The sequence below is a fragment of the Staphylococcus massiliensis CCUG 55927 genome (genome assembly GCF_000298075.1).
Classification (GTDB): domain Bacteria; phylum Bacillota; class Bacilli; order Staphylococcales; family Staphylococcaceae; genus Staphylococcus; species Staphylococcus massiliensis.
The window spans coordinates 1000265-1020981 of record NZ_JH815593.1 but is presented as its reverse complement, the minus strand read 5'-3'; the positions used below and the strand labels follow the sequence as shown (position 1 = coordinate 1020981).

At 37.8% G+C, this 20717-nt stretch carries 14 protein-coding genes; 10 read left to right on the top strand and 4 right to left on the bottom strand.

Annotated features, from left to right (window positions below; all coding sequences use genetic code 11):
• Nucleotides 1–628 precede the first annotated feature (628 nt).
• Nucleotides 629–1570: a glycerophosphodiester phosphodiesterase gene (locus tag A33S_RS0105165; protein WP_009383474.1), complete on the bottom strand. Its 942-nt coding sequence runs from the start codon at nt 1568–1570 to the stop codon at nt 629–631.
• Nucleotides 1571–1885: 315 nt separating this feature from the next.
• Here A33S_RS0105165 and A33S_RS0105160 point away from each other — a divergent pair, with 315 nt between their 5' ends.
• Nucleotides 1886–2794 (top strand): glycerophosphodiester phosphodiesterase, encoded by a 909-nt coding sequence (locus A33S_RS0105160; RefSeq protein WP_009383475.1) that lies wholly within the window; start codon nt 1886–1888, stop codon nt 2792–2794.
• A 97-nt stretch (nt 2795–2891) separates the two neighbouring features.
• Here A33S_RS0105160 and argH read toward each other — a convergent pair whose 3' ends face one another.
• Together argH and A33S_RS0105150 are read right to left on the bottom strand one after the other, a co-directional pair.
• Complete coding sequence (gene argH / locus A33S_RS0105155; RefSeq protein ID WP_009383476.1) at nt 2892–4265, bottom strand: argininosuccinate lyase; 1374 nt, start codon at nt 4263–4265, stop codon at nt 2892–2894.
• A complete protein-coding gene (locus A33S_RS0105150) occupies nt 4258–5460 on the bottom strand; it encodes an argininosuccinate synthase (protein ID WP_009383477.1) in 1203 nt (400 codons plus the stop codon). Before A33S_RS0105150 ends, argH begins: the two co-directional genes overlap by 8 nt.
• A gap of 192 nt (nt 5461–5652) precedes the next feature.
• Here A33S_RS0105150 and A33S_RS0105145 point away from each other — a divergent pair, with 192 nt between their 5' ends.
• The 9 genes from A33S_RS0105145 (at nt 5653) to A33S_RS0105105 (ending at nt 18301) form a co-directional block, all read left to right on the top strand.
• Nucleotides 5653–6984 (top strand): glucose-6-phosphate isomerase, encoded by a 1332-nt coding sequence (locus A33S_RS0105145; protein WP_009383478.1) that lies wholly within the window; start codon nt 5653–5655, stop codon nt 6982–6984.
• A 191-nt stretch (nt 6985–7175) separates the two neighbouring features.
• Nucleotides 7176–7778, top strand: a complete 603-nt coding sequence (locus tag A33S_RS0105140; protein ID WP_017176622.1) for a TVP38/TMEM64 family protein — start codon at nt 7176–7178, stop codon at nt 7776–7778.
• A complete protein-coding gene (gene lepB, locus A33S_RS0105135; protein WP_235044503.1) occupies nt 7756–8271 on the top strand; it encodes a signal peptidase I in 516 nt (171 codons plus the stop codon). The genes A33S_RS0105140 and lepB (A33S_RS0105135) overlap by 23 nt, the downstream gene beginning before the upstream one ends.
• A gap of 19 nt (nt 8272–8290) precedes the next feature.
• Complete coding sequence (gene lepB, locus A33S_RS0105130; RefSeq protein ID WP_009383484.1) at nt 8291–8857, top strand: signal peptidase I; 567 nt, start codon at nt 8291–8293, stop codon at nt 8855–8857.
• A 327-nt stretch (nt 8858–9184) separates the two neighbouring features.
• Nucleotides 9185–12652 (top strand): helicase-exonuclease AddAB subunit AddB, encoded by a 3468-nt coding sequence (gene addB / locus A33S_RS0105125; RefSeq protein WP_009383486.1) that lies wholly within the window; start codon nt 9185–9187, stop codon nt 12650–12652.
• On the top strand, nt 12639–16301 hold the full coding sequence (gene addA / locus A33S_RS0105120; RefSeq protein WP_026048965.1) for a helicase-exonuclease AddAB subunit AddA: 3663 nt from the start codon (nt 12639–12641) through the stop codon (nt 16299–16301). The genes addB and addA overlap by 14 nt, the downstream gene beginning before the upstream one ends.
• Nucleotides 16302–16303: 2 nt before the next feature.
• The gene (locus tag A33S_RS0105115; RefSeq protein WP_009383490.1) at nt 16304–16618 is read left to right on the top strand and encodes a DUF418 domain-containing protein; all 315 of its coding nucleotides are present in this window, start codon (nt 16304–16306) and stop codon (nt 16616–16618) included.
• Between the two features lie 154 nt (nt 16619–16772).
• Nucleotides 16773–17684 (top strand): fumarylacetoacetate hydrolase family protein, encoded by a 912-nt coding sequence (locus tag A33S_RS0105110; RefSeq protein WP_009383492.1) that lies wholly within the window; start codon nt 16773–16775, stop codon nt 17682–17684.
• A 227-nt stretch (nt 17685–17911) separates the two neighbouring features.
• Nucleotides 17912–18301: a YisL family protein gene (locus tag A33S_RS0105105; RefSeq protein WP_009383494.1), complete on the top strand. Its 390-nt coding sequence runs from the start codon at nt 17912–17914 to the stop codon at nt 18299–18301.
• Nucleotides 18302–19375: 1074 nt separating this feature from the next.
• Here A33S_RS0105105 and A33S_RS0105100 read toward each other — a convergent pair.
• Nucleotides 19376–20698, bottom strand: coding sequence for a CoA-disulfide reductase (locus tag A33S_RS0105100; protein WP_009383496.1), 1323 nt, complete (start codon nt 20696–20698; stop codon nt 19376–19378).
• Nucleotides 20699–20717: the final 19 nt, after the last annotated feature.

Genomic DNA, 20717 nt, shown 5'->3' with positions numbered 1-20717 from the left:
AATTTGAAACAATCGTGTAAGGGGTCCGTTACGCGAAAGAAATTTGAAACAATCGCATAACGGGGCTGTTATGCGAAAGAAATTTGAAACAATCGCATAAGGGCGCCGTTACGCGAAAGAAATTTGAAACAATCGCATAAGGTGGCCGTTATACGAAAGAAAATAAAAACAATCGCATAACGGCTTAAGTACCCTATAGAGATCTAAAGCAATTTGTTCGCGAGCAATTCAACAATCAGAAATTTTCGATTACGAAAATTTTCCTTATTACAAAGACTGAGACAAACAATATAACAAGGGAGCCATGTTACAAAGACTGAGACAAACAATATAACAAGGGAGCCATGTTACAAAGACTGACTCAAACAATGTAACAAGGGAGCCATGTTACAAAGACTGACTCAAACAATGTAACAAAGAAGCCTTGTTACAAAGACTGACTCAAACATTGTAACAAGGGCACCTTGTTATAAAGACCTACCCAAACAATGTAACATGGCCACCGTACGCCTTACCAACCCCAATAAAGAAAAAGGCCGGTACTCAAACACCGGCCTCTCCCGCTATAATCACTAAAATGAAAAAGGTCGGATCACTACCTAGTGACCCGACCTTCCTTATTTATTAATTATTTACCTGAAACATCATTATATACGTCAGCGTAGTTAGTAAATACGCCGTTAACACCGTATTCATTTAGTTGTTTCATAGATTCCTTATCATTTACTGTGTAAGGGTGTAAGTCTAAACCGTGGTCTTTAATAATTTGAGTGTTCTTTTGAGTTAAATCTGTGTATTCAGGGCCTACACCAACTGCGTAGCTTTTCACAAAGTTCCAATCGTCTTCGTCTAAGTAAGGTACTGAAGCTTTATCTAATAATTGAACTAAAGGTACGCGACCATTTAAGTGGTTCATTTTTAATAAGCTTTCAGTTGAGAATGATTGAACTAATACGTGACCGTTTCTTAATTTATTGTTTTTAAGTAAACCGTGACGGTCTAAAGTGCTTAATAATTTTTCTTCCATACCAGGGTATACATCTGGAGATTTCGTTTCAATGTAGTAGTTGGCATCTGTACCGTAGTGGTTAATAATTTCATCAAGCGTTTGAACTTGAGCCCCTTTATATGAAGCTTTCGCATATTCAGGGTTCTCTTCGTTGAACCAACTACCAGCGTCTAACTGTTTTAACTCAGCTAAAGTGTAATCTTCAACACGGCCAGTACCGTTTGTCGTACGGTCAACTTCTTCATCATGCATTGCAACTAAATGACCATCTTTAGTCATTTGAAGGTCAATTTCAATGTAATCTGCATTTAACTGATTATGGCTCATGTCATAAGCTGGGAACGTGTGCTCAGGCGCATAACCACTTGCACCTCTGTGCGCTACAGTTACATGTTCTTGGTTTAATACGTTTTGTGGACTGTTATTTAATTGTGGGTGTTTATGTTCATGTTTATATTGACCTTTTCCTGCACCACTTGCGTCTGCTTGAGAAAATGAAGTAGGTAATACAAGTAATGCACTTGCTACAACACCGATTAAAACTTTATATTGTTTTTTCAATTGAAACACTCCTTAATAGTAGTTAATTTAAGTTTAAAAGTAAAAAAGTATTGCGTAAATTGCTTTTACTAAAATTTTATTAATTTTTAAACTAAAATTGACAATTACATTACTTTTCTTTAAATCACGCTTCATCTTTTATCAAAAACAACTAATAATTAAAAGTATCAAATACTAAAACTATATTTATAATTTAAAGCCATTATTTATAATGTTTATTTATTTTTAAAATCTAGTAAAAGCGGTCGTTATTTTCATGAAAATGATTTACGGTAAAGGAGGAAAGTAACCATTTAAATAAAGGAGATTTGTCTAATGAATTTAGTTCAACCGCGTTTTCGTAGAGTATTAGTATCTTCACTTCTATTTATTCCCCTTACTATCCAACTTTCAGGCACAACTTCTGCAGATGACACGACAGATGTAACGTTAGATCAAAACACTTCAGATAATGTTACAGTTGGTCATCGTGGTGCTAGCGCATACGCACCTGAAAATACTTTAGAAGCCTACGACAAAAGCTTCTATGAACAAAACTCCGACTACATAGAAATGGATTTACAATTAACAAGAGATGGTGAGCTTGTTTCGATTCACGATACAACATTAGGCAGAACTACAAATGGCAATGGTTTAGTAGGTGGCTATACACTTGAAGAGCTTAAACAATTAGATGCAGGTAGCTGGTTTAATCAAGCACATCCTGACCAAGCTAGACCAGAATATCAAAACGCTAAAATTCCTACTTTCGATGAAATCCTCTCTCGATATGGTAAAGACGCGCATTATTATGTCGAAATTAAAAGCCCAGAATTATATCCAGGTATCGAGGAAAAAATCCTTGAGAAACTTAAACAACATGGCATGTTAAATCAAACTTCTTTTGATAACAAAAACGTTATTATTCAATCTTTCTCTAAATCAAGCATGAAAAAAATGAACCAACTTAATCCAAACATCCCAGTCGTACAATTATTACCAGCAGGGCGTTTATCAATGATGTCTGACGCTGAATTAAATAGCATTGACCAATATGCAGATGGTATTAACCCGAACTATAAAGATATCAATCCTCAAACAGTTGAACGCCTGCATAACCTAGATATGCCAGTTCATCCTTATACTGTAAACAACCCTGAAGATATGAAATATCTCAATCAATCAGGTGTAGATGGTGCGATTACAAATAAACCTGACGTATATAACCAAGTTTCAGGTAAATAATACATGGACGTTCGCTCTATAAAAGCGTAGCGTCATAATTCGCGCATAATAAAAAAGGTTTAAGCAATGCTTTATACATTGTCTTAGACCTTAACTTTTATAAATATGTTTTTGCGACTTTTAACTGCTCGTAAACGGCTTCTTGGCCTGTAGAACCGTAGCTCTTACGACGTTTTAAACAGTTCGCAGGTTTTAAATATTCATAAACGTCTTCTTCAATTTTCTCATGATGCTTTTGATATTCCTCGAATGGCACGTCTAATAAATATTTATCATTTTGGATACACCATAGAACGATTTTACCTACAATTTCATGCGCATCTCTGAACGGGATGTCCTTTAACACAAGGTAATCTGCAAGCTCTGTCGCATTTGAAAAGTCCTGATGAACTGTCTCATGTAAACGATCCTCATTCACTTTCATCGTCGCAACCATACCTTCGAAGATTCGAAGTGAGCCTTTGATGGTATGAATAGCATCAAATAAACCTTCTTTATCTTCTTGCATATCCTTATTGTAGGCTAGGGGAAGTCCTTTAAGTGTCATTAACATGCTCATTAAGCTACCCGTTGTACGCCCAACTTTCCCACGGATTAATTCAGCCATATCCGGATTTTTCTTTTGCGGCATGATTGATGATCCTGTTGAAAAGGCATCTGATAACGTTACAAACTTCGCTTCGTCAGTTGACCAGAATATAATTTCCTCTGCAAAGCGTGATAAGTGCACCATTGTTAAAGAAATATTCGATAATGTTTCAACGACATAATCACGGTCACTTACCGCGTCTAAACTGTTCTCATAGACACTTCCGAAACCTAATTGTTCTTGCGTATCGAAACGATCGATCGGATACGTTGTACCACTAAGTGCTGCAGCGCCTAATGGTGAGATGTCGATACGTTTTAAGCTATCTTTGAAACGCGATTTATCACGTTCAAGCATCCAGAAGTACGTCATGATATGGTGAGCGAATGAAATCGGTTGAGCACGTTGAAGGTGCGTATAACCAGGCATGATTGTTTCGACATGTTCATTCGCAAGTTTTAAAATTGTGTGTTGGAAGAATTTAATCATTTCAATGATTGTTTCAACTTGATCTTTCGTGTAAAGGTGTAAATCTGTAGCGATTTGATCATTACGGCTACGACCTGTATGTAACTTACCGCCGACTTCGCCAATCTTCTGAATAAGTGCATGTTCGATATTTAAATGAATATCTTCTAAACTTTCGCTAAGTTCCATGTCGCCATTTAAATAATCCGCTTTAACATCATTTAAACCTTTAATAATTTGATCTTTTTCATCTTCCGTTAAAATGCCTTGATTCGCAAGCATCGTCACATGTGCAATGCTACCTCTAATATCTTCATGGATGAGTTCTTTATCAAAATGGATAGATGCATTGAATGCATCTACCCATGCTTCGGGTTTCTCCTCGAATCTACCGCCCCAAGCTTTATTACTCATTCTCTTCGCCTCCATGTAACATTGCGTTCACTTTAGTAGGTAAGCCATAAATTTCGATGAAACCTACTGCAGCTTCTTGGTTGAAGGCATCTTCTTTTGTATACGTTGCAAGTTTTTCATTATAAAGTGTATATGGTGATTTTCTACCATTTACAATTGCGTTTGCTTTGAATAATTTAACTCTTACTTCACCTGTAATATATTTTTGTGTCTCATCAACGAATGATTTTAAGCTATCTGTTAATGGTGAGAACCATAAACCGTTATATACATTTTCAGAGAATTGCTTTTCAATAACAGGTTTAAAGTGCGCAACGTCTTTCGTTAACGTAATTGTTTCTAACGCTTTGTGTGCTTGTAAAATAATTTCAGCACCTGGTGTTTCATAAACTTCTCTTGATTTAATACCTACTAATCTATTTTCAACGTGGTCAATTCTACCGATACCATGTTTACCACCAAGTTCGTTTAACTTTAAGATAAGTTCGTTTAATGGATAGCTTTCGCCATTAATTGCAGTAGGGATACCTTTTTCGAATGAAAGCGTAATTTCTTCAGCTTCATCTGGTGTATCTTCAATTTCTTGAGTTAAGTCGAACGCGTCTTTAGGTGGTGCTTGGTAAGGGTCTTCTAAGATACCACACTCGTTACTTCTACCCCATAAGTTTTGGTCGATTGAGTACGGTGATTCTTTACCGATTGGTACAGGAATATTGTGTTTCTTAGCGTACTCAATTTCTTCTTCACGGCTCCAGCCCCATTCACGTACTGGCGCTAGCGTTTTTAATTCTGGATCTAAAGCTTTGATTGCAACTTCGAAACGTACTTGGTCGTTACCTTTACCTGTACAGCCATGTGCGATTGCAACTGCTTCAGTTTTATGTGCAATTTCCACAAGTTTCTTAGAAATTAATGGACGTGATAATGCTGAAACAAGTGGATACGTATTTTCATACATTAAGTTACCTTTGATTGCATAACTTACAAAATCTTCGCTGAATTCTTTAGTAGCATCAATAATATGGCATTCAATTGCCCCCATATCTAATGCTTTAGAATGTACAAGGTCTAAATCTTTACCTTCCCCTACATCTAAACAACAAGCTACAACATCGTAACCTTGTTCAATTAAATAGTGTACGGCAACACTTGTATCTAAACCGCCTGAATATGCTAATACTACTCTATCTTTCATTAATATTCACCTCATCGAATTTTTAAACGTTTTTCTTTATATTCAGAATTATAGCACAAAGAATATGTAAATAAAACCATTTTTATTAATAAATATACAAATATTTGAATACTTAGTAATATGGGCGTTCAATTGAACCTCTTTTAAAAAATTAGTACAATAAAGGTATTCAAAGTACAGGAGGTCATCTTCATGACGCATATTAAATTAGATTATCAAAAGGCACTTTCATTCCTTGGTGAACATGAAATCTCTCAACAACAAGACATCGTGAATACAATTCATAAAATGATTCAAGAGGGAACTGGTGCAGGAAGTGATTACTTAGGTTGGGTAGATTTACCTGAGAATTATGATAAGGCAGAATTTAAGCGTATACTAGACGCTTCTGAACGTATTAAATCGAATTCAGACGTATTAGTCGTGATTGGTATTGGTGGTTCATATCTTGGTGCTCGCGCAGCGATTGAAATGTTAACGCCAATGTTTAAACAAAATGATGACTTACCAGAAATTGTTTTCGTTGGTAATCATTTATCTTCAACTTATATGCATGAACTTATGCAATATTTAGAAGGCAAAGACTTCTCAATCAATGTCATCTCTAAATCTGGTACAACAACAGAACCAGCGATTAGCTTCCGCTTATTTAAACAATTAATTGAAGATAAGTATGGAAAAGAAGAAGCGGTTAAGCGTATTTTTGCGACGACTGACAAAGAAAAAGGCGCTTTAAAACAATTAGCTACAGATGAAGGATATGAAACATTTGTGGTTCCTGATGACGTTGGTGGTCGTTATTCAGTGCTTACTGCGGTAGGGCTTTTACCAATAGCGGTGAGTGGTGTAAATATTGAAGACATGATGGAAGGTGCGAACTTAGCACGAAAAGAACTTTCAACAAGTGATCTTAATGAAAATATTGCATACCAATATGCAACAATTCGTAACGCTTTATACAATAAAGGGTATACGACTGAAATGTTAATCAACTATGAGCCAGCACTTCAATACTTTAACGAGTGGTGGAAACAGTTATTTGGCGAATCTGAAGGAAAAGACCAAAAAGGTATTTATCCTTCAAGTGCGAATTATACAACTGACTTACATTCGCTTGGTCAATATGTGCAAGAAGGGCGTCGTTTCTTATTTGAAACGGTTGTGAAAGTTGACGCACCTAAGCATGATATTGAAATTAAAGAAGATAAAGATGATTTAGATGGTCTCAATTACTTAGCTGGTAAAACAGTAGATGAAGTGAATACGAAAGCTTACGAAGGTACGTTACTCGCACATACCGACGGCGGCGTTCCTAATTTAGTCGTACGTGTGCCTAAGCTTGATGCGACAACGTTTGGTTATTTAGTATACTTCTTTGAACTTGCGTGTGCGATGAGCGGTTACCAACTTGGTGTTAACCCATTTAATCAACCTGGTGTTGAAGCATATAAACAAAATATGTTTGCTTTACTAGGTAAACCAGGCTTTGAAGATATGAAAAAAGAATTAGAATCAAGATTGTAATTTTTAGAAATGTATATAAAATGCATAAAACAGTCATTGAGGTTTCAATTAATCTCGATGTCTGTTTTTTTTAGTGCCAAAGTATCTGTACTTCCTCAGACTGATTTATGCAATTATTAATTAATTTCGGTTTTCAATTTAATACGACAGGATTATAATTAAACTATCAAGTTTGATGGGATGACGTGATTGTGACTCAACATGAACTATCTGAAATCTATAAAATGTTTAAGGGTACTGGCTTTGATTTATTGTTCGGCTTTCTGCTGACATTTATTGAGGCATTTCTACCCATACTGCCAATTATCGTGTTTGTCGTATTCAACGTGAATGCTTTTGGTTTAGGCTTCGGTATCCTCGTATCATGGCTAGGGACTGTAATCGGTAGCTTTCTTGTGTTTTTATGCTTTAAGAGGCTGAATCATATTTCCTACATCAAAAGGCTTAAAACGAAGAAACACGTCAAACGATTGATTTACTTTATTGACAGGCGCGGGGTAACGCCAATATTTATATTGTTGTGTTTTTCTTTTACACCAAGCGCACTTGTAAATATTGTGGTGAGTATGACACACATTCGTAAAGGCACGTATTTCGTCGCTTTATGTCTTTCAAAAGCGATTATGATTGGATCAATCGGTATATTAGGGCACGATATTACAACACTGCTACATAATCCCTTAAAACTTATCGCTATCATCATTGGTGTTGTAGTTCTGTACATGATTAGCAAACGCGTTGAACGTAATTACATGAATACGGTAGAGGAGGATGAAGTTGAGTCGCATCATTAAACATCTTATTACGATAGTCGTAAGTCTTATTATCGTATTAACGATTCAAGCTTTTGTAATCAGTGGCGCTGTTATTGAACATTCGCACATGGAACCGGCCTTTAAAAAAGGGGACCGCGTGATTTATAACAAGATTGATAACTTATTTAATTTAATCAATCGTGATGATGTCATTATGTACAAACATGGTGATGAGGCCTACACAAGCCGTGTAATTGGATTGCCAGGTGAAAGTGTTGCGCTTAAAGACCACCATTTGTATATTAATGATCGCAAGGTTTCGAATAATTCCTATGCAGTTGCACATTTAAATATGGAAGAAATTAAGGATTCCGAAACGAATATCGTGCCACCAGGTTCTTACCTTGTACTCAATGACGTGGCAGATGCCAAGCAAGATTCAAGAAGCTTTGGTTTTATTCAGAAAAAAGATATAATGGGGAATGTTAATGTTACATATTTTCCATTTAACCGAATGAAGACGAACTTTTAAATTTAATTGAGGTGTCAAAATGAAGAAGGAAATTTTAGAGTGGATTGCCTCCATAGTCGTCGCAATCATTATCGTTACACTCATCCATCAATTCATAGCTAAACCTTACACAGTAAAAGGTGATTCTATGGATCCAACTTTAAAAGATGGCGAAAAAGTTATTGTAAATGAAATTGGACTTAAATTTGGCGACTTAAAACGTGGTAATGTCATTGTGTTCCACGCGAATGAAAATGATGACTATGTGAAGCGTGTCATTGGTACGCCAGGTGACAAAGTTAAATATGAAAACGATAAATTATACGTGAATGGTAAGGAAGTTAAAGAACCTTATTTAGATTATAATAAAGAACATAAGCGCTCAGATAAAATTACAGGTGATTTTGAATCTAAAGAATTACTCGGCTCAGAAGGTAAGTCTGAAATTCCAGAAGATAAATACTTAGTGTTAGGTGATAACCGCGAAGTTAGTAAGGATAGTCGTGCTTTCGGTTTAATCGATAAAGATAAAATTGTAGGTAAAGTATCCTTAAGATTCTGGCCGCTAAGTAAGTTCAAGGTTAACTTTAATCCTGAAGAAGAATAGTAATATTTAAGAGCCTCGGACGGTGTTACATAGCACCGTTCGGGGTTTTCTTTATGAAAAGCCCTCTAAGTAATCGATCAACTTAAGGGTTGTACTTTGATTTTGAGTGTACGAGATTGCTAGTAAACGATATGCCGACGTACGCGTTGTTATATTGAAAGGGCTTTTCAAAGAGGAGAATGCGCAATTAAACATATGTTCAAATTGACACGCTAAAATCAATTAAACAGCTACAAAATCCTATCAATTAATACGTTTGATTCACAACGCATTAACATTAAATTAAACGTCGCTATGTTAAAATAGAGTAAAGGAGTGGGGACGACTATGAGATTAGAAGCATTTATAGGACGTGCTGGTACTGGTAAGACGTATGAAATGATGTCTGAAATTAAACAAGCGATGCAGACGTCACCAATGGGCGACCCAATTGTTGTCATTACGCCGACGCAAAGTACCTTTAAATTTGAACAAGCATTCGCTAAGGATGCCACGCTAAATGGAAGTTTACGTACTGAAATTCTACACTTTAATCGTGTGGCGCACCGATTGTTTCAGGAAGTAGGTGGCTTAACCGAAGATCGCGTGTCTCAAGAAGCGATGGAGATGATGATTTATGATTTACTTAACGAACATCAGCAATCATTGAAACTTTACCAATCTCAAGTTGGTTACTTTGGCTTCAGTGAAAAGCTAAGTGAGCAAATTCAAGACTTCAAAAAATACCACATAACGCCAACTGACTTAGATGACATTATCTCATCGAACTCGATCAACTTGCGCACGCGTGATAAGTTTCATGATATTCAATTGATATATGACAAGTTAGAAGCGCGTCTTAAGGATCACTTTGTGACGAATGAAGATATGTTGATGCGTTTCATTGAGAAGATTCCTGAGTCGAAATGGCTTCAAGAAGCGGATATATACATAGATGGTTTCCATAACTTTTCAACGTTGGAATATGAAATCATTCAAGCATTAACGAAGCATTGTAAGTCTGTAACGGTCTTACTTACAAGTGATGGCAATCAAGATATGTTCAGTCTATTTCGTAAACCTTCAGAATCCCTACAACATTTAGAAGACATCGCTCAAGATTTACAAATACCGCTTAAACGCCGTCATTTCACGCAAGTACAACGTTATCAAAATGAATCGTTAGCGCATTTAGAACAATCGTTTGACGCGCTACAAGTTGAACAACGCACGACTTCTAATGAAGTTAAGATTTTAGAAAGTTCGAATATGCGTGAAGAAGTAAATGAAGTCGCACGTGATATTTTACGTGATTTGCGAGTGAACCATTACCGCTTTAACGATATCGCGATTTTATATCGTGACCCAGCGTACGCGTATTTACTTGAAACGATTCTAAATCAATATGATATTCCATTTAATATTGATGTTAAGCGCAGTATGACGCATCACCCGTTTATGGAAATGTTGCGCTCATTAGTGGAAGTGATTCAAAAGAACTGGGCATTCGAACCGATGATGCGTCTTTTAAAGACGAATATTTTAACTTCAACGTTTAAAGACCATCGCTATTTAATAGATATCTTTGAGAATTATGCGATTGAGCGAGGTATCCATGGCTCGAAGTGGCTAGATGACCGTTATTTCACGGTAGATCAATTTGAGCGTTTAGGAATACGACACATCAAACTGAATGACGCGCGCCAAGCGCTTTTCGAAAAGGTGATCAAGCTTAAAGATGATGTTGTTAAGAAACTTCACGCCTTCGAACAAGCGCTTAGAGAAGGGCAACATGCGACAGCTTACGCGACAGCACTGTATAACTTAATCGAAGAATTTGAATTACCGCATCAGATGATGACGCAGCGTGATGAACTTGACTTAGATGGTAAGCATAAGGAAGCGGAAGAGATTGACCAAGTTTGGCACGGGTTTATTCGTGTGTTAGACGACATGGTGACGATCTTCAAAGATAAGGATATGGGGCTCACGCGCTTTCTTGAGATACTTGATATCGGGCTGAGCCAGTTGGAATTTAAGATGATTCCGCAAGGCGTTGATGAAGTGACGATTGGTACGATGGATTTATCTAAAGTCGCGAATAAAAAGCATATTTATATGATTGGTATGAACGATGGTGTCATGCCGCAAACGATAACGAATTCGAGCTTAATTTCTGATGATGAGAAGAAGCAATTTCAAACGCAATCGAATGTGAAGTTAAGTCCGACAGCTGACATTCTTCAAATGGACGAGGCATTTGTATGTTATATCGCGATGGCGCAAGCGACTGAGAAGGTCACATTCTCATATAGTTTAATGGGCATGTCAGGTGACGATAAGGAGAAGAGTCCGTTCTTAGACCAAATTGAAGCGTTGTATTTCAATTTAGAGGTACAAAATATTCATCATATGCATGAGCACGAGCCGTTACGTCTAATGGAACATCCGCATCAGACCAAGATTTCCTTATTCGAGGCTTTAAAAGGATGGTTAAATGATGAAATTGTGGCTGAAACGTGGTTAGATGCGTATCAAGTTATTCGCGATGATGAACATTTAAATCAAGGTTTAGATCACCTAATGACGTCGTTAAGTTATTCTAATGAAACCGTTCAACTCGATCAGTCTCTCACTGAAAAGCTCTACGGGACTAAGATCGAAGCAAGTGTGTCTCGATTCGAAGGGTTTAAGCAATGCCCGTTCAAACACTATGCGTCTCACGGTTTAAAATTAAACGAACGTACGAAGTATCAGCTTCAGAGCTTTGACTTAGGCTCAATATTCCATGATGTATTACGTTATATTTCAGAACGTGTTGAAGGGAATTTCAAACAGTTAACTGAACGTGATATTCAAGCGTTAACGAAAGAAGCGTTAGATCTGATATTACCAGAGGTACAATTTAATCTCTTGAATTCAACTGCGCATTATCAATATATGTCTCATAAAATTGGTGCGATTATTAAAGCGACGGTAAGTGCGATGCAGTACCAAGGTTCACATACGAAGTTTAAGCCGTACCGCTTCGAACAAAGCTTTAAAGTGAAGCCACGTCATAATCAAGAGTTAAAGGCAGATGTCTTATATACAAAGCAAGGGTACCCGATTTATATCCGTGGTCAAATCGACCGTATCGATACGTACCAATCTGAGACGGATAGCTTTGTGAATATCATTGATTATAAGTCGTCTAAACAAAGTGCTGAACTTGATTTGAAGAAAGTTTATTACGGCATGCAGATGCAAATGATGACGTACATGGATATCGTGCTTCAAAATTACAAAGCACTTAATTTAAGTGAAAGCATCCGACCAGGTGGACTTCTTTACATGCGTGTTCACGAACCGATTCAATCCTTTAAAAACTGGGTGGAACATCAAACGACTGATATCGATCAAGCGCGTTTAAAGAGTTTCCAAATGAAAGGTTTAATTAACCAAGATGAACGCGTGATTCAAGCACTTGATGTTCGTGATGAGGCGTCGTACAAATCAGACATCGTGCCGTTTAGTCGTAAGAAAAATGGCGGTTTTAGTTCGAATAGTAAAGTTGCCGATGAAAGCGTTATTCATAAACTCATTCAGAAGAATAAGGAAAACTTTATTGAAACAGCAAGCGACATCATGGATGGAGAAACGAAAGTCGCACCGCTTCAATATGAGAATACGCTACCATGCAGATTCTGTAATTATAAGTCTGTATGTCACGTTGACGGTATTATCGATAAACCTAGATATCGACAAGTTGATGAAACAATTAATCCGATAGCGTTACTTCAAGAAGATGGAAAGGAGGATAATCATGATTCCTAAGAAACCACAAGGCGTCTTATGGACGGATGACCAATGGAAGAGTATTTATGCGAAAGATCGCGATATTTTAGTTGCGGCAGCGGCAGGGTCTGGTAAGACGGCCGTTCTAGTTGAGCGTATTATTGAACGCATCATTCGTGATGAAATCGATGTCGATCGCCTGTTAGTCGTAACGTTCACAAATCTTAGTGCGAGAGAGATGAAACATCGTATTGATGCCCGTATTCAGAAGAAATCCTTAGAATTTCCAGACAACGAACATCTTAAAAATCAGCGTGTTAAGATTCATCAAGCTCAGATATCCACGCTACATAGCTTTTGCTTGAAGCTCATCCAACAACACTATGATGTGCTAGACATTGATCCTAACTTTCGAACGAGTTCTGAAGCGGAGAACGTGCTATTACTTGAACAGACAATTGATGATGTCTTGGAAAAGCACTATGCGACATTAGACTCTGATTTCGTTGATGTCGTTGAGCAGCTTGCGAATGACCGTTCAGATGACACACTACGCGATATGGTGAAGAAGTTGTATTACTTTAGTGTCGCGAATCCGAACCCAATCGATTGGCTTACGCATCTAAGCGATCCATATGCAGATGACACTAAACAAGAAGAAATGCTTGATCAATTAAAAGCGTATATGATGATTGATCTTAAAACGGCGCATCACTTTATAAAAGAAAGTACCGTGTTATTCGAAGATTTGTACGCAGTTGATAAGCATCTTGAGTTGCTACGCGGTGAACTGGCGTTTATGAATCAAGCGATTGAAGGCGGTGTCATCGATTTAGATATGCTTAGTCAGCACGAACTACCGAAACGATTCCCGTCTCAAACGAAAAAGGTTAAAGAAGAAAATGATGGTAACTTAGACGTTTATGACGCAGGCAAGGGTTATTATGATGCGTATAAAGCGTTGATTAAAGATGTTCAAGACAATTATTTATCTCGAGACGTAGAGCTACTAAAGTCTGACATGAAAGCGTTAGCGCCTCGAGTTCAATATCTCGCTACTTTAACGAAAGATGTCATCGAAACGTTTAACGATAATAAACGCAAGAAGAACGTGCTGGACTTTTCAGACTATGAACATTTCGCGTTAAAGATCTTGACAAATGAGGATGGTAGTCCGTCGCAAATCGCGGATATTTACCGTGATCAATTCGATGAAATTTTAGTGGATGAGTATCAAGATACGAACCGCGTTCAAGAGAAGATTATTTCATGTATCAAACGCGGTGCGGAACATAATGGGAATTTATTTATGGTTGGTGACGTGAAGCAATCGATTTATAAATTCCGTCAAGCTGATCCGAGTCTATTTATTGAAAAGTATGAGCGCTTTACAACGGATATTGACCGTAAGGATGCGGGCTTACGTATTGATTTATCTCAAAACTTTAGGTCACGTCCGGAAGTTCTTAATACGACAAACTTCTTGTTCCAACATATGATGGATCAAACGGTTGGTGAGATTACGTACGACGCGGCACAACAACTTTATTTAGGTGCGAAATATGATCCAGAACAACCGTATCCAATGCAGTTTGATGTCATGGTTGAAGATGACGAAAGTGAATTAACAGGAACGGAACAAGAAGCGGAACTCATCGCGCAACGGGTTGAACATATTCTTGAGCATCAACGTGTTTATGATTCTGATACTAAGCGCTATCGTAAGTCGACATATAAGGACATTGTGATCCTTGAGCGTGGCTACGGTAATGCGCGGATACTTCAACAGGTGTTTAAAGATAAGGACATTCCGTTTCATGTGAATAGTAAATCTGGTTACTTTGAGCAAACTGAAATTCGCTTGATGTTATCGTTTTTACGCGTGATTGATAATCCGTTTCAAGATATTTATTTAGTGGGGCTAATGCGTTCTGTTATTTATCAATTTACTGAAGATGAACTCGCGACAATTCAAGTTCATACTGAGAAGATGGATTATTTCTATCAGTCTATTGAACAATTTTTAGAGCATGATACGGAACATAAAGATTTAACAGATAAGCTAAAAGCCTTTTTAGAAGATATTCAATATTATCAAGACTATAGCCAGAATCATCCTGTGTATCAATTGATCGACCAATTCTACAATGATAAATATGTTATTCAGTATTTCAGTGGTTTAGTAGGCGGCCGTGGTCGTCGTCAAAACTTATACGGCTTATTTAATAAGGCCGTCGACTTTGAGAACATGAGCTTTAGAGGGCTTTTCCAGTTTATAAGATTTATAGATGAACTCATTGAACGCGGTAAGGACTTCGGTGAGGAAAATGTGATTGGTCCGAATGATGATGTGGTGCGTATGATGAGTATCCATAGCAGTAAGGGGCTTGAATTCCCGTTTGTGATTTATTCGGGGTTATCGAAATCGTTTAATCGTGGCGATATTCGTCAGCAAGTCATTCTAAATCAGCAGTACGGAATTGGGATGGATTATTATGACTTAGACGCAGAAGTGCGTTATCCGTCGTTAGCGTCTGTGCTGTTTAAGGCGATTGGTGAGAAAGAGCTCATCTCTGAAGAAATGCGTTTAATGTACGTTGCGTTAACGCGTGCTAAGACGCAGCTTTATTTGATAGGGCGTGTTAAGGCTGAGAAAGAACTTGATAAGCTTCTTGAAACACCCTTTGAAAAGGGGCTCATCTCAGCGAGTTCAAGACTGAGTGCGAAGTCACCGTTTGAGTTAATTTATAGCGTTTATGGTCAATATCATGCTAATGATACCGCGAAATCTTCGAATACTGAATCAAATCTTGATCGTGTAGATACATCTTTATCTCAGAATTTAGATATCTATATCAAGCACTTTTCAGAGATTCAATCGGATGATGCACTTGAATCGGATACGTATCGTACGTTAAACATGCTCGATCATATGAAAGGGCATGCGGATGTTCAGGCTCAAATTCAAGACCAATTACGTTATGAATATCCGTATCAAGATCAAGTGAGTCGTCATTCTAAGATCTCTGTTTCTGAATTGAAACGTCAACATGATACAGAAGAAACGAACACCAATTATGATCGCGTGCGTCAATATCGACTTGGCGTCTCGACGTTTGATCGTCCTCAGTTTATGCAAGAAGGGCGTACGCGTCGTGCAAATGAAATTGGTACGTTGATGCATACGGTCATGGAACATCTTCCTTTTGAAAAGGAAGGGATGACACATGAGGCATTGGAGCAATATGTGGATGGATTAGTGACGCGAGATATACTCAATGCCGATGAGAAAGATGTCATTAACTTAAAAGAAGTTTATGACTTCACGAAGAGTCGTTTATACGACGACATTGCGCATAGTGACAAGATCTATAGAGAAATTCCTTTTATCGTGAATCAGTCGAAAGTCGATGATATTGAGTGTGATGACGCGGCTGTTTCAATTATTCAAGGTATGGTAGACCTCATTTTTGTCAAGGACGGTTGTTATTACTTTGTTGACTATAAAACGGATTCATTCAGAAGACGACGCGGTATGACCGATGAAGAACTTGGTAAACAACTTAAATCGAAATACTATATTCAAATGTCGTATTATCAACAAACGCTCGAAGCGATATTAAATACTAAAGTGAAAGGGTACCTTTATTTCTTTAAATTTGGTCAATTGTCAATTGAGGAAGGATAGGTATGTCTACACAAAAGAAAGAGAGAATATTTGAATTAGACGCCCTTAGAGGTATTAGCTTGTTCGGCATTTTGCTTATGAACATTTTAAACTTTAGTTTTCCATATAAAAATGTTGATCTGACACACTTTTTAAGTCTGTCGGATCAGCATTTATTTAGCGTGATTTCGGTACTCGTTATCAGCTCGTTTTATCCCATCTTCTCATTCTTATTTGGGTGTGGGATGGTACTGATGTTAAAGCGCGATGAGGTACGTGGCTTAAAGGGCTTTTGCAGGGGGAGTCGGGTTAAACGCATTATCAATCGCTTGATGTAAGGTGACATAAGGTTATCGAACTTAAGGTAATAACACTTTGAATGGGGACCTATCATATATGAATGGCGTAATTAAGACGAATAATTAAAAAATTGTGATTTGTCTAAAAAATTCGTTATAATTGGTGTAAGTAACTTAGAGGAGCTGATACTGAATGAAATTCTTATCATTCAAACATAACGATGATATATCTTATGGCGTTAAAGTAAAACGCGAAGAAGCGGCTTGGGATCTAGGTAAGGTATTTAGAGATTTTGCAGAAGAAGACTTTAATCCTAAGACGTTATTAGAAGGTTTACAAATGAACCAAGTTGTTGATTTCCAAGAACAGGTTCGAAAAGCGGTTGTTAAAGCTGAGAATAGTGGCGATGCTGAGACGTATAAAGTTCAGTTCGCTGATATTGACTTCTTACCACCCGTTACGCCAACTAATAATGTAATCGCATTTGGTCGTAACTATAAGAAACACGCTGATGAGTTAAACCACGAGGTTGAGCGTTTATATGTCTTCACGAAAGCAGCGTCATCTTTAACAGGTGATAATGCTACGATTCCGAACCACAAAGATATTACAGACGAGCTCGATTACGAAGGCGAACTTGGCGTTGTAATTGGTAAGCATGGTGAGAAGATTCCGCGTGGTCTTGCTCTTGATTACGTATACGGCTACACGATTATTAACGACATCACAGACCGTACTGCTCAGAAAGCTCAAGACCAAGCCTTCTTATCAAAGAGTTTAACAGGTGGTTGCCCAATGGGTCCTTACATCGTGACGAAAGACGAGTTACCAACACCTGAAGCGGTTGATATCGTAACGAAAGTGAACAACGAAATTCGTCAGAACGGTAACACAGGCGAAATGATCCTTAAGATCGACGAATTAATCGAAGAAATTTCGAAATACGTAGCCCTTCATCCAGGCGATATTATCGCAACTGGTACGCCGGCTGGGGTCGGTGCAGGTATGAATCCACCGAAATTCTTACAACCTGGCGATGAAATCAAAGTGACGATTGACAATATCGGTACGTTAACGAACTACGTCGCGTCAGAAACTGAATAATTTTAAATGAGATTGAATCTGGAACAACCCGTCATGTATCGTGTTGCGGGACTTACCGAGTTCGTGCAAGATGCATTTTACCTCGGTAATTTGTTCCAGGTTTTCTTTTTTTTAAAAAAGCCAAATCGTTATAAGATTGTTAATGATTGGTTATCTTTAGTATTCTAACGATTCATCATATGATACTATGGATATGAGTTAATAAAGAAAAGAGGGGGGAATGACACGTGGTACATCTTCATATTGTAAGTTGGATCGTAACAATCATCTTGTTTATTGCAGCTTATCAAAACTTTTCAAATAAACAAGGACCAAGTCCATCTTTCAAACCATTACGTATGGCACTACGTTTATTCTTATTATTAACGTTAATTTCAGGTATTTGGTTAGTCGTTAAATCATTTGGCATGGCTGATGCTAACCATATGCTTTTAACACTTAAAATGATTGGTGGCTTAGCAGTAATCGCGCTTACAGAAGTAACGCTTGCTAAGAAAACGAAAAAACAAAACAGTCGTGGCTTATTCATCACGACGTTAGTAATCGCTTTACTAACAATGATCCTAGGTACAATCTTACCTCTAGGACCAATCACACAACTATTCGGTTTATCTTAATCGATTCCTGAAAAGCCAAGACAGTATAACAACGCCCTAACAACTTCCGCTAATGAAGTAGAAGTCGTTAGGGCGTTTTTTGATGGGCGGATAGAGGACTACTGGTTGATAGGATGATTATATTGCGGTCGTCGTTTGTAATACGGTAAGTAAGGGAATAGTTCGGTTGAAAGATAATTCCATTGATAGAACGGAAAAGTTTGACTGAAGCTTATTATGCCGGTTAGAAATGTTAGCGCTATTTGTAGTATTCTGGCTTCAGTAAAGATTTTATAGTTATTGTTTAGAGTCTTAAGCTACAATATTTAGGTTCAGTAGTATTATACCAGCTATTAAGCTAAGCGGTTTATCAAGAAAGTAGAAACGTGATAAACGTAGGGGCTTGGTTTATCAAGAAAGTAGAAACGTGATAAACGTAGGGCTTATACCTTCATTTACAAGAAATCGAAAACGTGTAAATGAAAGGGCTCTAAATTTACAAGAAATCAGAAACGTGTAAACCAAGGCCCTTTAAATTTACAAGACATAGAAAACGTGTAAATCAAATGCCCTTAAATTTACAAGAAATCAGAAACGTGTAAATCAAGGGCCTTTATAAATACAAGAAATCAGAAACGTGTAAACCAAGGGCCTTTAAAATTACAAGAAATTAGAAACGTGTAAACCAAGGCCCTCTAGATTTACAAGACTCAGAAAACGTGTAATTCTAACGGTTACCTCTATACTATCTAGCACGCCATCGCTAGCCCGAACTATCACGACCGAAAATACTCCAACCGAGTCAAACAAAATTAAAAATGCCTCCAAGCACACGCGCTTGGAGGCACACCGCATTGAAAGAATTAAATTTGTATCACTAACTTGTAAGGCTAACTGCCAATAGCTAAACCGTCTAAAAAGCAAACGGACGTCCAATAAAAAATGCCTCCAAAGCCAATCACTTGGAGGCATACCGCTTTAAGACCATTAAAAATATATAACTTAACATCAAAGGCTAACTGCTTGAGCTAAACCAGCCAAGTAGAAGTTAACGACGCTAAGATAGGAGGTACACCGCTCTTACCTGAAATCACTTTACTTGTTGCGAGCTTTATATCCGACCATGTTAATAATGTCTTTTGGATGGCTGTACGGCGGGGCGTAAGCTACTTCAAATTCTGTTAAATCGTCAATGGTTTGTTCCCCGATAATCGCCATCGTTATAACGTCGATACGTTTGTCAACGCCTTTTTCACCAACAGCCGCAGCACGCAAGATTTTACGAGAGGACTTTTCAAAATAGACGCGAATATGCATCTTAGAATTATCGGGATAGTAACCGGCGTGTGTATTGGAAGTATGATTAACGACGTCGTAATCGAATTGATCCAAGTCTTTAACGGTCACGCCAGTGCTCGCTAACGTATACTGGAAGAATTTCACAATGTTTGCGCCGACAAACCCTTTGAACACAATCTCAGAACGACCTTCTAATTGCTCAGCGATAATACTCGCAGCTCGGTGCGCTCCAAATGCAAGTGGTACGTGAGCTTTCAGATCGACATGTCGATAGAATGAAGTAATCACGTCGCCGAGCGCATAAATACCATCCGCGTTCGTTTCAAACTTCTCATTAACCGGGACGTATCCCTTATCATCACGTTCAACGCCGCTACCTTTCAAGAATTCGGAATTAGGTGCCACGCCAACGCCTTCAATAATCATATCGAACGATTCCGTTTTCCCAGATTTAAAGGTCACGTCATGACCCTCAATGGAATCAATTTCTTCATTTAAATAGTAAGGAATATCGCGTTCATCCATAGCATCTAAAATTACCTGATTCATATCCTGATCCATTAACTTATTCACTTGATCAGAACGGTGAATTAAAGTCGGCTTCAGTCCGCGGTGATACATATTCTCAAGCATCTCTAAAGAGATATATCCAGCACCAACCAATAATACGCGCTTTACATCATGCGCCTCAATATAATCATTAATTCGGTCAGTGTCTTCCATATTACGTAGTGTAAAGATAAAGTCAGCATCAAAACCTAACGACTTAGCACGGCAACCAGGACTTAAAATCAAATAATCGTACGTGTCCTCAAACGTCTCACCAGTTTGATGATTCTTAACCGTCACCGTCTTAGCTTGACTATCAACCGCAATAACCTCGTGATACGTATGCACATCAATATTTTTCTTATCCTTAAAATCTTTAGGTTCAATCGCAAGTACCGACTCACGCTTTTCAATAACGTCACCCAAATAATATGGTAAGCCGCAATTGGCGAAGCTCATATCACGGTCCTTTTCATAAATGGTAATCGCATTCTCATCATTTAACCTACGAATCTGACTTGCACACGTAGCACCACCAGCCACGGCACCTACAACAACAATCTTTGACATCCAAACCACTCCCAATTTA

Coding starts and splice junctions, on each gene's coding strand:
- lepB (WP_235044503.1), top strand. CDS start 7,756: ATGAAGTTGAGTCGCATCATTAAACATCTTATTACGATAGTCGTAAGT.
- A33S_RS0105100 (WP_009383496.1), bottom strand. CDS start 20,698: ATGTCAAAGATTGTTGTTGTAGGTGCCGTGGCTGGTGGTGCTACGTGT.
- A33S_RS0105150 (WP_009383477.1), bottom strand. CDS start 5,460: ATGAAAGATAGAGTAGTATTAGCATATTCAGGCGGTTTAGATACAAGT.
- argH (WP_009383476.1), bottom strand. CDS start 4,265: ATGAGTAATAAAGCTTGGGGCGGTAGATTCGAGGAGAAACCCGAAGCA.
- addB (WP_009383486.1), top strand. CDS start 9,185: ATGAGATTAGAAGCATTTATAGGACGTGCTGGTACTGGTAAGACGTAT.
- A33S_RS0105115 (WP_009383490.1), top strand. CDS start 16,304: ATGTCTACACAAAAGAAAGAGAGAATATTTGAATTAGACGCCCTTAGA.
- A33S_RS0105145 (WP_009383478.1), top strand. CDS start 5,653: ATGACGCATATTAAATTAGATTATCAAAAGGCACTTTCATTCCTTGGT.
- A33S_RS0105110 (WP_009383492.1), top strand. CDS start 16,773: ATGAAATTCTTATCATTCAAACATAACGATGATATATCTTATGGCGTT.
- A33S_RS0105160 (WP_009383475.1), top strand. CDS start 1,886: ATGAATTTAGTTCAACCGCGTTTTCGTAGAGTATTAGTATCTTCACTT.
- lepB (WP_009383484.1), top strand. CDS start 8,291: ATGAAGAAGGAAATTTTAGAGTGGATTGCCTCCATAGTCGTCGCAATC.